The organism is Pseudomonas taetrolens (genome assembly GCF_900475285.1).
Classification (GTDB): Bacteria; Pseudomonadota; Gammaproteobacteria; order Pseudomonadales; family Pseudomonadaceae; genus Aquipseudomonas; species Aquipseudomonas taetrolens.
Map to the genome: position 1 here is coordinate 1,332,597 of NZ_LS483370.1, position 13,539 is coordinate 1,346,135.

Below are 13,539 nucleotides of genomic sequence, written 5' to 3' on the forward strand. Positions count from 1 at the left end.
ACTGGATTCTGATCCAGGGCCAGCCATTTCCTAATACGGATTGACTTTTTTTTGGCCCGAAAATTCAGTTGCGGCCCTGTAAATATTGGGCGAAGACATGTTTTTACGTGAGTCAGGTGGTGAATAAGGCGGGGTAGGGGGCGTGGGTGAAGTTTTTTTCATCCGACACATGTTGTGCGACTTTTCCTTGGTCGCACACCATGCGAAGAAATTACTGATAGCAAGTTTTCAATAATTTCCAGATCAGATTCTCGGTAGCCTGCACGCGTTTACTGGCTGTAGGTCTTCAGGAAGTTACCGATGCGGCCAATGGCCTGATCCAGCTCATCGACACGCGGCAAGGTCACGACACGGAAGTGGTCTGGCCACGGCCAGTTGAACGCGGTGCCCTGAACCACCAGCAGTTTTTCCGAGAGCAGCAGGTCGAGAACGAACTTTTCATCGTTCATGATCGGACACACTTTTGGATCGATCCGCGGGAAGGCATACAGCGCGCCCATCGGTTTCACGCAGCTGACGCCAGGGATGTTGTTCAGCAACTCCCAGGTACGGTTGCGTTGCTCCAGCAGGCGACCGTTTGGCAGCACCAGGTCATTGATGCTCTGGTAGCCGCCCAGCGCGGTCTGGATGGCATGCTGGCTAGGCACGTTGGCGCACAGGCGCATGTTGGCCAGCATGTCGATGCCTTCGATGTAGCCTTGGGCGTTGTGCTTGGGCCCGGAGATGGCGATCCAGCCAGAGCGGAAACCCGCAACCCGGTACGACTTGGACAAGCCGTTGAAGGTCAGGCACAGCACATCGGGGGCCAGCGAGGCCGTGCAGATGTGAACGGCGTCATCGTAAAGGATCTTGTCGTAGATCTCGTCGGAGAACACCACCAGGTTGTGTTGGCGTGCGAGCTCGAGCATGCCCTGCAGCACTTCCCTGGAATACACTGCGCCGGTCGGGTTGTTCGGGTTGATGATGACCATGGCCTTGGTGTTCGGGGTGATCTTGGCCTTGATGTCTTCCAGGTCAGGCCACCAGTTGGCCTGCTCGTCACACAGGTAGTGCACCGGGTGACCGCCCGCCAGCGTTACGGCGGCAGTCCAGAGCGGATAGTCCGGTGCGGGTACCAGCACTTCATCGCCATTGTTAAGCAGCGCTTGCAGCGACATCACGATCAGCTCGGAAACACCGTTGCCCAGGTAGATGTCTTCGATCCCGACGCCTTCTACCTCTTTTTGCTGGTAGTACTGCATCACCGCCTTGCGGGCACTGAACAACCCCTTGGAGTCGCTGTAGCCCTGGGCTGTCGGCAGGTTGCGGATCACGTCCTGAAGGATTTCGTCCGGCGCTTCAAAACCAAAAGGTGCCGGGTTGCCGATATTCAGCTTGAGGATGCGATGACCTTCCTCCTCCAGTCGTTTGGCGTGCTTGAGCACTGGGCCGCGAATGTCATAGCAGACGTTGGCGAGCTTGTTTGATTTGCTGACCTGCATGGCGATGTGATCCCGAAAATGAACGATCCAGACAGTGAGGGCACTGTTGCGCTGGGAAATTCTGCGTTTTCACACAGTGACTAACACCGCTTCGCTTCAAGAATCCGTTTGAATGCAACTTGAGCGGGTGCCAGACTGGCGCATAACGAGGCCCAATCATACGTGCCGCCCGACCCCTGGAAAAGCCACAGGTCGGGGTTTTTCAGCTGCAGAGGCAGAACAATGGAAAAGTTGAGCAAAACCCTGGACGAATGGAAGGCCATGCTCGATCCAGAGCAGTACAACGTGTGCCGCCTGAAAGGCACCGAACGCCCATTTTCGGGTAAATACAACGCAACCAAAACTGACGGTGTTTATCACTGCGTGTGCTGCAATCAGCCCCTTTTCGACTCCAGCGCCAAGTTCGATTCGGGCTGTGGTTGGCCGAGCTTTTACCAGCCGATTGACGGCAGTGCGATGGTCGAGATCCGCGACGTGAGCCACGGGATGATCCGTACCGAAGTGGTCTGTGCCACATGCGATGCGCATCTGGGGCATGTATTCCCCGATGGCCCACCGCCCACCGGGCTGCGTTATTGCATCAACTCGGTCTGCCTGGACCTGGTTCCCCGCGACTGACTTTTCGAGGCCCGGCATGAACGACAACCTGCTCGATATACCCTGCATCACCCTCGACGGTGAGCAAAAGACCTTGGCAGAGTTCGGAGGCAAAGTGCTGCTGGTGGTCAACACCGCCAGTAAGTGCGGCTTCACTCCGCAATACGCCGGGCTTGAAGCGCTGTGGCAGCAATACAAGGATCGCGGCCTGGTTGTGCTGGGCTTCCCGTGCAATCAGTTCGGGCAGCAGGAACCTGGTGATGAAGCGGCCATTGCCGGGTTTTGCGAAGTGAATTTCGGTGTGAGCTTCCCGCTTTTCAAGAAAGTCGAAGTCAATGGCAACCAGGCGCATCCGTTGTTTGTCCAGTTGAAAAAGCGCGCACCCGGGCTGTTGGGGTCTCAACGCATCAAATGGAACTTCACCAAGTTTCTGATCAGTGCACAGGGGCAGCGGGTTAAACGCTATGCCCCGACCACCAAGCCAGAAGCGCTCAAAAGCGATATCGAGGCGTATCTGTAGCTGCGGGCATGCATCGCGATGCAGGCAACGCGGCAGGTCGTCAAACCTGGCTGAGCCCGACGCGAGCACGCGCTTGCTCCTACAGGGGGGGATGCGGCACCCAGGTGTCGAGCAGGGCGGCGAGTTCTTCGCGGCGGAACGGCTTGGCCAGGTAGTCGTTCATGCCCGCCGAGCGGCAGCGCTCACGTTCTTCGGGCATGGCATTGGCCGTCAATGCGACGATGGGCAACTCCGGCCAGCGCCCGCTGTGCCGGATTTGGCGGCTAGCCTCGTAGCCATTCATCACCGGCATGTTGCAGTCCATCAGCACCAGATCAAAGTTGTGCTGTTCCAACTGACTGAGTGCTTCGCCGCCATGGGCTGCGACCACCACGTCACATCCCAATTTACTCAACATTCCCTTGGCAACCAGTTGATTGACCGGGTTGTCTTCGACCAGCAGGATGCGTGCGCGATGCGACGCGGGCTTACTGTCGACGGGCGCACCGGTATTTTCGCCGGCCTCTTTTTGCAGCAAGAACTGCAGGCTTTGATACAGCGCATGCCGTGACAGAGGACGGGCCTTTTGCTGTAACGGGGCAAGCGCCTTGACTTGATCTCCAGGCATGAAGTTGCCGTAGGCCGTGACCAGCAAAATGGGCGCGCTGATGGCGGGGCGCAGGCCAAACAGGCATTCAGGACAGTCCGTAATCAGCAATTGTGGGTCGATACCGGCCAACGAATCGTTCATTGAAAAACGCTGATACTCCACCCCCCATAATGGCAAATACAGGCTCAGCAACTCACTCAGGCCACTGCTTGCAGCACTGACCGCAATGACACAGCCAGACAACTGTTTTGGCGGTGGCGCAGGGGTATGGCAGGGCAGGGGCAGTTCGGCGCAGAACTGACTGCCAAAACCGACTTCTGAGCTGATCGTCAACCGCCCCTGCATGGCTTCGCACAGGCTGCACGTCAACGCCAGACCCAGGCCTGTGCCGCCGAACTGGCGAGTGATGCCGGCTCCGGCCTGGGTAAAGGGTCTGAATATCTTTGCCTGGGCTTCCTGGGCGATGCCAATGCCGGTGTCACAGACCTCGATGTGAACTCGATCGTCCTGGGCGCGAAGACGAACATCCACACGACCAAAGCGAGTGAATTTCAGTGCATTGGACAGCAGGTTGCTGACGATTTGGCGCACCCGGGTCGGGTCTCCCAGCACCAGCGCAGGGAAGTGCGGGTCGATCAGGCAGGTCAGCTCGACACTGGGAGCTGCGTTCTGCGATAGCAGGTTGGCCGTGTCCTCAACCAGCGCGCCGAGGTCGAACGCGATATGTTCAAGTTCCAGTTGCCCGGCATCGAATTTCGACAGGTCGAGGATGTCGTTCAACAATTCGACCAATACCTTACCCGAGTCGTGGGCAATCGATAGCTGCTGGTGTTGTTCGGCATTCAGCGGGCTGTCCAGGCACAGAGCCAGCATGCCAAGCAGGCCGTTGAGAGGGGTGCGTATTTCGTGGCTCATGTTGGCCAGAAAGGCCGATCGTGCCTGAGCCATCTCCAGTGCGGTGCTTCGTGCGGTTTCAAGCTCTTGATTGGACAGGCAGAGCCGGTCGTTGATGGCTTTCAGCTCTTGAGTACGTGTCGATACGATGGTTTCCAGCTGCGCCAGGTATTCCGTCAGGCGGTTTTCGGCGTTGCGTCGATGTTCAATTTCACGGGCCATGGCGTCGAATTGCTGGTTGGCGGCATTGACCAGTACGCCAATTTCATCGTCTTCATGGCCGGGCGGGCAATGGATCCGCGATTGCTTGGGATCTCCCGGCTTGCTGTTACTGAGCTCGCGAATAACCCGCACCAGCGGCTGGGTCAGCATCACGTAAAACAAACCCAGGAGGATGAATATCAAGATCAGGCTGCGGGCAAAACCGGATAAGAGCGTGATCTCGGCGCGGTGCAGGAACCGGCTGCCAAACGGATACGTGTCCACTTCAATGTGCAGTACACCCACGCTTTGCTCAGGCAAATGATCGAAGTACAGCCGGTCGTCAAATGAGCGGTTGGTCCCGAATAAAAAATCACTGAGTGCCCGATAACGTCCGTCTTCAGGTTGATCACGTACCGAGGCGAGCGCCGCTTTATCGTTATCAAGGACCTGCACGCCAACGATTGCCGGTGAGCGCAACAAGCCCAGCGCCAACTCCTGGGCGAGTTCTGAGTCCAGGTTGTAGGCAATGCGTGATGCCGGGTTATGACTGATCTCAAGCAGTGAGTCGATTTCACGATTGATAGCAGCGTTTTCGCTGGCATAATCGATGCCGATTTGCAGCAGGCTGAGCAATGTCCCCAGAATAAAGCCGACCAGCACTGTCAGCTTTGCTTGCTTGAAAGACAGGCGGTGGGCGAGTTTTATATCCATAGGGTGCTGCACCTGATTCCATTCTCTGTCGGCGGGCAAGAGTAGTCGATTAACGACCTGACCGGCAGGCAAACTGCGCTGTTTCCGGGTATTGCATGTGAGTCGGCTCGTAGAGGGACGTTCCATGCATGCATTACTAACATGCCATCCATGTGTATCAGTCCAAGGAGATGTTGTGGAGTCTAAACTGAATGCCTTCCTAGAACGTGCCGAAGCGGTTCTGGCGCGTCTTGAGCCTCTGTTGCCGGCTCCTCGTGAGCCTATCGACTGGCACGGTTGTCTGGCTGCCCGATGGCAACGTGAGGGTCGTTCGGGTTATTTGATGCCGCTGGATGTCAGCCTTGAAATGCGTCTGACAGACTTGATCGGTGTCGATAATCAGCGTGATCAGTTGGGACGCAATACTAAACAATTCCTCGACGGGTTGCCGGCCAATCATGCCCTGCTTTGGGGGTCGCGCGGTACTGGCAAGTCCTCGCTGATTCGAGCCTTGCTCGCGGAGTATGCGTCGTCGGGCTTGCGCCTGATTGAGATTGAACGTGATCATCTGGCCGACCTGCCGCGCGTGGTCGAACAGCTGCAAGGGTTGGGGCAACGATTCGTATTGTTCTGCGATGATTTGTCCTTTGAGGCTGGCGAGAGCGATTACCGGGTGCTGAAAAGCGTGCTTGATGGCTCGCTGGAGCAGGCTCCGGACAACGTCTTGCTCTACGCCACCTCTAATCGCCGGCACTTGGTGCCTGAAAAAGAGAGCGACAACGAAAACTGGAAGAACGTCGATGGTGAGCTGCACCCCAACGAAGCGGTGGAAGACAAGATTGCCTTGTCTGATCGTTTCGGCCTTTGGCTGTCGTTCTATCCCTTTACCCAGGAACATTTCCTGAGTGTCGTCGAGCACTGGATTGATGTACTGGCCGGCAAAGCCGGTTTGCAATGGCAGCGCGATGAGGCGCTGGATATTTTGGCCGTACGCTGGGCGACCGGGCGCGGCAACCGTAACGGCCGCTGCGCTTATCAGTTCGCACGTTATTGGGTTGGATTGAAACTCTTGGAGCAAGCTCATGATTGATTTGAACGCCACAGGCGCGGGTCTGGACGGCTACGCCTTGCTAAAGGCCCAGTTGGAGTCCTTGCTGGCGGATGAGCGCGATTTTATTGCCAATGCGTCACAGTTTTCGGCTTTTTTGTACCACCAGCTTGAAGACTTGAACTGGGCGGGGTTTTACCTGAATCGCGATGAAGAATTGGTGCTGGGACCGTTTCAGGGCCAGATTGCCTGCGTCCGTATTCCTTTCGGGCGGGGAGTGTGCGGGGCGGCGGCGGCAAGCAGACAAACCCAGCGAGTGGAAGATGTACACGCGTTCCCCGGGCATATTGCCTGCGACAGCGCCTCCAACAGCGAGTTGGTGGTGCCCTTGATCAAGGAGGGTCGCCTGATCGGCGTACTGGACCTGGACAGCCCTTGTATTGGCCGGTTTACAGAGCAGGATCAGCAAGGCATTGAAGCCCTGGCTGCCATCTTCATGCGTTTGAGCGAGTGCTGATCATCCGTTGATGCGCAGCCAGCCCTGAGCCTCGACGCATCGCCCCGGACGATGTGTTCAGGCTCGAAAGCGCCAGGCATCCAGCGCTACGGTCTGGGCCTGGCCAGCTCCCGGGTCAACGCCCGCTCCAGAGACTTCATGGCGTTTTTCACGGCCTTGCGGCTTGGTTCAAGTGTGGACGGGCTGGCGTGTTCCAGTGTTTCGCAGTGCCTGATCAGTTCGTTGGCCCCCACAATTCTCGCGGCCCCCTTTATCCGGTGAGCTATCTCGGCAAAACGTTGCAAACCGTCTTCGGCACGCAGTTCAAGCAGTACCTTGAGATCCTGCCGGTTGCTGCGCAACAGCTCTTCAAGCAAGTGCTGTATTTGTGTGTCGTCTTGCCCCGAAAGCGAGTAGAGGCTTTCTGTGTTAAACACGCTTTGCGACGGGGGGAGCGGCTCAAGCTTGTTCAAGCGTTGGCTCAAGAGTGTCAGGCTGATGGGCTTGAACAAGCAGTCGTCCATGCCCGCCTGCTGGCAACGCAAGCGTTCCTCGGGTTGAGCATTGGCAGTGAATCCCAGCACGGTACAGCGCTGGCGTTGCGATGCCTGCTCATGTGCGCGGATGGCCCGGGTCAGGTCATAGCCGTTCATCACAGGCATGTTGCAGTCAGCGATAACCAGGTCGAATGTGCCTTCTTTCCAGAGATCAAACCCGGCAGCCCCATTCTGCGCGGTGGTAAAACAATGCCCCAGAAATCCCAGTTGCTGGCACATCAACAAACGATTGGCAGGATGGTCGTCCACCACCAGCACGTTTAACGGACAGGTGGCGGGGGTGATTTCCGGTTCTTGTGTGGCGGGGGACAAGCCAGGCGCCAGTGTCGGGATCCTGAGCGAGACACGAACCTGGGTACCAGCGTTGGGCTGACTGCTCAGTTCGAGGCTGCCCCCCATCATTTCGCACAGGCTGCGACATATCACCAGTCCCAGCCCTGCGCCATTGAGCGCCAACTGCCCGCTGTTTTCCACTTGGGCAAAGGGCTCGAACAAACGCGCCTGATCAGTTTCACTGATACCGATACCGGTGTCTGTAACGCTCATGTTCAGCTCAACCTGATCCGCGGTCTCGGTTGGCAGCATATTGATCTCGAGCGTGACCTGCCCGCGCTCGGTGAACTTGATGGCATTGCTGACCAGATTGGTCAGGATTTGCTTGAATCGAAGCGGGTCGATCAGTACATGCGGGACCTGATCGTCCGGTTTGAAAATCAATGAGAGGGTCAGGTTTTTTTGTCGAGCCAGTCCATCAAAGACACGGATCACCGAGTGTGCCAGATCCTGCAGATTGACCCGTTCCGCAGACAGGTTCAGCCGCCCGGATTCGATGCGGGCGATGTCCAGAATGTCGCCGATCAACTCCAGCAGGTCTTTGGCCGAGTTATAGGCGACTTCAATGGAGGGGCGGTCAAGGTGCCCCTGGTCTGCACGCTTGAGGGTGAGTTCCAGCAAGCCGATGACGGCATTCATCGGTGTCCGGATCTCATGGCTCATGGTGGCCAGGAACGTACTTTTGGCGCGGTTGGCGTCATCTGCTAGTTCTTTGGCTGTGCGCAGTTCATCGAAAAGCTGGCGCCGGTCGCTGATGTCGATCCAGCCGCCAATGATGCCTTGCACTTCACCCAGAGAGTCCCGGTAGGGCAGGATCCAGTGGTAGATAGTGAGCGTCCTGTCGCCGATACGCAGCGGGCGATCGACGATCATCGGCGTGCCTTCGCCCATGACCCTCAGGTAGTCGGCCTGATAATCATGGGCTTCGTGCTCGTTGTTCAGAATGCTGCAGGTTTGCATCACCGTCTTGCCGATGACGTCTTCGCGCCTGGCCGAAAAGGCCTTCAAGTAGCTGTCGTTGCAGGTTTGCAGAGCCCCTTGGCGATCACGCACATAAATCGGATGAGGGGTGCCATCGACCAGCGCCCGCATGAACTCGAACTGGTCGTTAAGGGCTCGCTCGGCCATTTCCCGTTGACGAATCTGGCGCCGCATATAGGCATTCCAGAGCAGTGACAATATCAATAACAGGCTTGTGCCGATGATGACCTGATAAATCAGGCGGTGGTAATTGCGCCAGTAAGTGTCTGATGCCGGTACGTATCCGCGCCAGCGGCTATTGATGATGCCCAGTTCGTCAGGCGCGATGCTGAGTAGTGCCTTGTTGAGGATTGAGCTCAACTCGGTGGCATCCCGGGCGGTGGCCAGTGAGAACGTTGCGGGTTGCGTGCCGATCGTCGCGCTGATCTGCAAGCGATTCTGAAACAGTTGGGATGACAGCAGATAGTTGGCAATGACCAGCGTGCTGACCGCACCTTGTACTTTGCCTTCGGCCAGTAATTCCGTGGCGTGATAAAGGTCGCCGGTTTCGACCAGCGATATCTGTGGGTACTCTTTGCGCAGGTAGTCGGTCAGGGGGTTGCCCAGGGGCAGGGCCAGGCGTTTACCGGCCAGTTGTTCAAGGCTTGACGGCTGCTCGTAGCCTTTGGTGGTGAGCAGGACAAAGGAGTTCTCGAGATAGGGTCGGCTGAAATGAAGGGTGTTTTCTCGAGAGGTAGAAGGGCTGATGGCCGAGATGATGTCGGCCTCATGCCGATTGATCATTTCGATCATGGCGTTAAGGCTGTGAGCGCGCTGTATTTCGAAGCGCAGCCCGGTGCGCAGGCGTATGACTTCCAGCAGGTCGGCCGTGATTCCCCTGAAGTTTCCTTCTGAATCAATAAAGGTCAGGGGGGCCAGTGTTTCATTGATCACCACTTTGACGACCGGGTGCCGCGCCAGCCAGCGCTCCTCGCGCTCCGTCAGTTGCAGTTTCTGGTCGGTCAGCAATATGTCGCTGCCAGCGCTCCAGCGTTTGGCAATGCTCTCTCGCTCAGTGTTGGGGACCGCGCTGAGAGTGGTGTTGATGATGTCCAGCAATTGCGTGTTATCGCGGCGTACGGCAAAACTGAAACCGTGGGCTTCGTGCTTGCCGAAATTGGCCATTTTGATGTTTTTCAGATACCCCTTGTTGATCATGTAGTGAGTTGACACCGTGTCCCCCAGGAACACGTCGGCCTGGTCGAAAGCCACTGAATTGATCGCATTTTGATAAGACGGGTATGACTGGATGATTGCCTTGGGATAAAGCGCCTTGACTTCATCCAGAGGTAAATAATGGTAAACCATGCTCAGGCGCAAGCCTGCAAGGCCCTGGGAGAGCGAGCGCGTCTCTCCCTCACGGGTCACCAGCACAGGCTGGTCGATGGCATAGGGCCGGGAAAGTTTCAGCTCAGGGTTGGCAGCCTCGAAACCGTTCGAAGTGCCAAGCAGGTCAATCCTGCCGTCTTCAAGTGCCTGGATGGCAGCGTCCCGGGACGGAAAACGCTGCACTTTGATCGATACGTTCAGGGCGTTGGCCAGGAGGCCGACGTAATCGGCAGTGAAACCTTCATAGTCCTGACTGCTGATAGTCATGTCGAACGGTGGATAGTCCGGGTAGGAGGCTCCCACCACGAGTTCGCGTTTCTCCTGAAGCCAGTAGCGCTGCTTTTTATCCAGCGGGACTTCCATGTGATAGGTGCCCGAGCGGCTGAGCAGGGAATAGCGTTCTGTTCGTAATGAGTCGGCAGACACGGGCACGCAGAGGAGTACACCTGCGAGCAGTGATAGGTACTTGTTTAACCGCGTGGGCATCCTGTTTCTCACACTAAGGCGTTACGTTTGGCCAGTTCGATAAGATCAACCAGTGAGTCGGCCTTTAATTTTTGCATGAGCCGTTTTTTGTAAGTGCTCACGGTTTTATTACTCAGAAACATACCGGTGGCAATTTCCTTGTTTGTTTTTCCTTGGGCAAAGAGCTTCAGGACCATGAGTTCACGGTCGTTGACTAACTTGAATAGCTCGATTTCGGAAAAGTTGTCGTCCTCGTGTTTTTCAGGAGTCAATGCTTGGCTGGGGAAGTAATTGTAGCCAGAGAATACTGCCTTTATCGCACTGATAAGTTCACTGAGGTCTTCCTGTTTGCATACATACCCGGCAGCTCCCGATTGCATGCAGCGCATCGCAAACAGTGCGGGTGACTGAGCTGTCAGGATCAGTGTTTTCAAGGTTGAGTTCATTGCGTTGAAGCGCGCCAGAACTTCCAGGCCATCAAGTTTTGGAATGCTGATGTCGAGAATGATCAAGTCAGGGACGCACTCGCGGATCATTTGCATTGCATCTACACCATTGTCGGTTTCGCCGACTATTTCATACCCTTCATGCTCTAACAACATGCGAATGGCCAGCCGGATAACCGGGTGATCGTCGACAATAAAAACCGTGTTCATGTGGGATCCCCATAAAGTACTGCATAGAAAGCGCGCACCTTAGCTTAGATATATGGACGGGGGTACGAATCGAGCGGCCTACAAACGTAGTATGGGAATATTCCTACATTAAATAAGGCGTAGACTCACGATTTAATTAATGGTTAGTGGGTGTCTGGAAGTGCTGTGGAGTCGGGTTTTTAATGTAAAACTTTGTGTGCGCTTACATATTCTTTGTGGTTGCAGGACTATTCCTACAGTTGGCTTCGTATGTAAGGCTCTGGTGTTTAATAGGGCCGGTTGCACGTTTAAATAAACAAGTGTTGAACTTTGTACTCACTCGCGCGGCGACATGCAGTGTCCCTGGTTAAAGGACACTGCGTACTCTCCGGTTTATCAGGCGTACCGGCCGGGTTCAGGCCTGACCTGAGCGCCCGGTCATTGCTCTGGCCATTTCAGTGGCATAGCTGTCGGTCATCCCCGCAATAAAGTCGATGATGCGCATGAATGAACGATGCAAGGGCCAGTGCGGGTCGGGCGCGTTATTACCCAGCAGATCAAGGATGCGACGGCTTTTGAAGGACGGCGTGCGACCGCCATGTTGCTCAAGTGCAGCGCTGCAAAATGCATTGAGGAGAATTTCAAGCGTGGTGTAGGCACCGATTTCATGCAGGGTTTTGCGTTTGTCCTGAAAGATTCGGTTCCGTGCCATGTCTTTGGCATCCAGCACACAACGCTTTGCAGGGCCATGCATGTGCTCGACCAGATCTTCCGGCAGGGTGCCCGCCAGCAAGGCCTCCTGCTGTTCGACAAACGCCCGGGCGGCGGCGTTGGTCAGGTGCTCGATGGCTTTGCCGCGCAAGATCGCCAGTTTGCGCCGCTGGGAATCCCTCGGGCCCAGTTGGCGATAGGTTTGCGGCAAGTCATCGCCCACCAGATTCAGCAACAGGGACTCGACTTCGGCGTACCCCAGCAGATCCATCTCCAGCCCGTCTTCCAGGTCGATCAGCGCGTAGCAGATGTCATCGGCCGCTTCCATCAGGTAGACCAAGGGATGACGTGCCCAGCGCTGGTCTTCTATCTGGGGCAGGCCCAGCTTGTGGGCGATGCCTTCAAGCAGATGCAGCTCGCTTTGGTAGCACCCGAATTTGTGTTTCTTGTAGCCCAGGGAATCCGCATGGCGCGCTGTCCACGGGTATTTGAGAAAGGTGCCCAGCGTGGCGTGGGTCAGGCGCGTGCCCCCATCGAACTGGTGGTATTCCAGTTGGGTGAGCACCCTGAAGCCCTGCGCATTGCCCTCGAAGCTCAGGAAGTCGTTGCGCTCCGCCTCGCTCATGTCATCCAGCCAGCCGCGGTCAGCCGCCTGGAGAAACCAGTTGCGTATGGCGTCTTCACCGGAATGACCAAACGGCGGATTACCGATGTCATGGGCCAGGCAGGCCGATTGCACCACCATGCCCAGGTCGGCGGGATCGCACCATACAGGCAAGACGCTGCGGATGGTTTCGCCTACGCGCATGCCCAAAGAACGACCCACGCAACTGACTTCGAGCGAGTGGGTGAGCCGGGTGTGAATATGATCGTTGCTGGTGACGGGATGAACCTGGGTTTTTCGCCCGAGGCGACGGAATGCGCCCGAAAAAATGATCCGGTCATGGTCCTTGTGGAAAGGGCTGCGCCCGAGCTCTTCGGGGCTCGGGTGAGGTTTGCCAAGGCGTTCGCGATTAAGCAGGGTGTGCCAATCCAAGGCGCTGTGCTCCGTAAGTGACTGATGACGCAGCTTCTCGCCTCAGGCTTGATGGCGCAAGGGGGAGCAACGTTCAGTCACGCTCGACAGGCCTGTGTGGCGGGGGAGGAATACCCCGTGAACAGCCATCGACCGAGGCTGCAATCTTCTGGTTCGAGGTCCGGCAAGCATGGGTTGCCTTACCTCCAGAAGATCGCTTCCTTTGCGAGTGAACGCTGGATTCACGGTTTGCGCGAAGAGCCCTGGATGATCATCTTGATCAATGGCAGCAGGCCTGTCGTCAAACCGATCAAACGCGACATGCCGCGGCCTTTGCTCTTGGCGCCTTTGCCGGTGAGGAATCCGAGCAGGGTCACCGCCCCTATACCCCACAAAGGCGCATGCTTGAACCCCAGACTTTCTCGCCAGTTGCTGGTCATGCCACGCATTTTGTGCAAAGGCTCCATCAACTGTTGGGATTCGTGGCGAATCTCTTGGCGATGCATCTCCATCCGCAAGCGGATCAGCATTTTGCGCATTTCTCGGCGTGAGGGGTTATGCGGCATTTCAGGCAGGCTCATGGCAGCAAGCGCTCGCGGTCTTTGGCCAGCTCTTCGAGCGTGGCGTTGAAAGGAGAGGATTCGTCGAACACGGCGGCTTTGAGGCGCAGGCCACAGAATACAGCGGCGATCGCGTAAAACAGGCAAAGTCCGATGATGCCGGGAAGCCGGTAGCTGTCCCACAGCAGTATCAGCACCAGTGCCGAAAGCCCCACCAGCAGCAGCAACCCGAACACCAGTGCCAGTCCGGCGAATAGAAGCAGGCTGACGGTACGTGCTTTCTGCTCCTGCAGTTCAATGCCGAGCAGCTCGACATGGCTGTGCAGCAATCCCAGAAACGCAGCGCCCAGACGCCGCGGTGAAGAGCGAGAGGAGTCGGAGTCTTCGTTTGTCAT

Annotated in this window: 11 protein-coding genes; 4 read left to right on the top strand and 7 right to left on the bottom strand. The window is 56.6% G+C overall.

Annotated elements, in window-relative coordinates; all coding sequences use genetic code 11:
• Positions 1-269: 269 nt before the first annotated feature.
• On the bottom strand, positions 270-1,481 hold the full coding sequence (locus DQN55_RS06460) for a pyridoxal phosphate-dependent aminotransferase (protein WP_048382299.1): 1,212 nt from the start codon (positions 1,479-1,481) through the stop codon (positions 270-272).
• Between the two features lie 222 nt (positions 1,482-1,703).
• Here DQN55_RS06460 and msrB point away from each other — a divergent pair, with 222 nt between their 5' ends.
• Positions 1,704-2,099, top strand: coding sequence for a peptide-methionine (R)-S-oxide reductase MsrB (gene msrB, locus DQN55_RS06465; protein WP_048382300.1), 396 nt, complete (start codon positions 1,704-1,706; stop codon positions 2,097-2,099).
• A 16-nt stretch (positions 2,100-2,115) separates the two neighbouring features.
• Positions 2,116-2,598, top strand: coding sequence for a glutathione peroxidase (locus tag DQN55_RS06470; RefSeq protein ID WP_048382301.1), 483 nt, complete (start codon positions 2,116-2,118; stop codon positions 2,596-2,598).
• A gap of 79 nt (positions 2,599-2,677) precedes the next feature.
• On the opposite strand, the gene DQN55_RS06475 is transcribed toward DQN55_RS06470, so the two are convergent.
• Positions 2,678-4,996 carry a hybrid sensor histidine kinase/response regulator gene (locus DQN55_RS06475; RefSeq protein WP_048382302.1) on the bottom strand — a complete coding sequence of 773 codons (2,319 nt, stop codon included), beginning with the start codon at positions 4,994-4,996 and terminating at the stop codon, positions 2,678-2,680.
• Positions 4,997-5,171: 175 nt separating this feature from the next.
• Between DQN55_RS06475 and DQN55_RS06480 the strand changes: the two genes are divergently transcribed.
• Positions 5,172-6,065 carry an ATP-binding protein gene (locus DQN55_RS06480; RefSeq protein WP_048382303.1) on the top strand — a complete coding sequence of 298 codons (894 nt, stop codon included), beginning with the start codon at positions 5,172-5,174 and terminating at the stop codon, positions 6,063-6,065.
• Positions 6,058-6,540 carry a GAF domain-containing protein gene (locus DQN55_RS06485; protein ID WP_048382304.1) on the top strand — a complete coding sequence of 161 codons (483 nt, stop codon included), beginning with the start codon at positions 6,058-6,060 and terminating at the stop codon, positions 6,538-6,540. Before DQN55_RS06480 ends, DQN55_RS06485 begins: the two co-directional genes overlap by 8 nt.
• Positions 6,541-6,626: 86 nt before the next feature.
• Here the strand turns inward: DQN55_RS06485 and DQN55_RS06490 are convergent, their stop codons facing one another.
• The 5 genes from DQN55_RS06490 to DQN55_RS06510 form a co-directional block, all read right to left on the bottom strand.
• The gene (locus DQN55_RS06490) at positions 6,627-10,244 is read right to left on the bottom strand and encodes a transporter substrate-binding domain-containing protein (protein ID WP_048382305.1); all 3,618 of its coding nucleotides are present in this window, start codon (positions 10,242-10,244) and stop codon (positions 6,627-6,629) included.
• Positions 10,245-10,252: 8 nt separating this feature from the next.
• On the bottom strand, positions 10,253-10,879 hold the full coding sequence (locus DQN55_RS06495; RefSeq protein ID WP_048382306.1) for a response regulator transcription factor: 627 nt from the start codon (positions 10,877-10,879) through the stop codon (positions 10,253-10,255).
• Between the two features lie 394 nt (positions 10,880-11,273).
• Positions 11,274-12,605 (bottom strand): deoxyguanosinetriphosphate triphosphohydrolase, encoded by a 1,332-nt coding sequence (locus tag DQN55_RS06500; RefSeq protein ID WP_048382307.1) that lies wholly within the window; start codon positions 12,603-12,605, stop codon positions 11,274-11,276.
• 221 nt (positions 12,606-12,826) lie between these two features.
• A complete protein-coding gene (locus DQN55_RS06505; protein WP_048382308.1) occupies positions 12,827-13,165 on the bottom strand; it encodes a hypothetical protein in 339 nt (112 codons plus the stop codon).
• Entirely contained in the window at positions 13,162-13,539 is a 378-nt protein-coding gene (locus tag DQN55_RS06510; protein ID WP_048382309.1) for a phage holin family protein, read from the bottom strand. The genes DQN55_RS06505 and DQN55_RS06510 overlap by 4 nt, the downstream gene beginning before the upstream one ends.

What these genes read in the sequence shown, in the direction of transcription:
- DQN55_RS06490 (WP_048382305.1), bottom strand. Translation starts at nt 10,244, where the DNA reads ATGCCCACGCGGTTAAACAAGTACCTATCACTGCTCGCAGGTGTACTC.
- DQN55_RS06485 (WP_048382304.1), top strand. Translation starts at nt 6,058, where the DNA reads ATGATTGATTTGAACGCCACAGGCGCGGGTCTGGACGGCTACGCCTTG.
- DQN55_RS06505 (WP_048382308.1), bottom strand. Translation starts at nt 13,165, where the DNA reads ATGAGCCTGCCTGAAATGCCGCATAACCCCTCACGCCGAGAAATGCGC.
- DQN55_RS06495 (WP_048382306.1), bottom strand. Translation starts at nt 10,879, where the DNA reads ATGAACACGGTTTTTATTGTCGACGATCACCCGGTTATCCGGCTGGCC.
- DQN55_RS06460 (WP_048382299.1), bottom strand. Translation starts at nt 1,481, where the DNA reads ATGCAGGTCAGCAAATCAAACAAGCTCGCCAACGTCTGCTATGACATT.
- DQN55_RS06510 (WP_048382309.1), bottom strand. Translation starts at nt 13,539, where the DNA reads ATGACAAACGAAGACTCCGACTCCTCTCGCTCTTCACCGCGGCGTCTG.
- DQN55_RS06475 (WP_048382302.1), bottom strand. Translation starts at nt 4,996, where the DNA reads ATGGATATAAAACTCGCCCACCGCCTGTCTTTCAAGCAAGCAAAGCTG.
- msrB (WP_048382300.1), top strand. Translation starts at nt 1,704, where the DNA reads ATGGAAAAGTTGAGCAAAACCCTGGACGAATGGAAGGCCATGCTCGAT.
- DQN55_RS06470 (WP_048382301.1), top strand. Translation starts at nt 2,116, where the DNA reads ATGAACGACAACCTGCTCGATATACCCTGCATCACCCTCGACGGTGAG.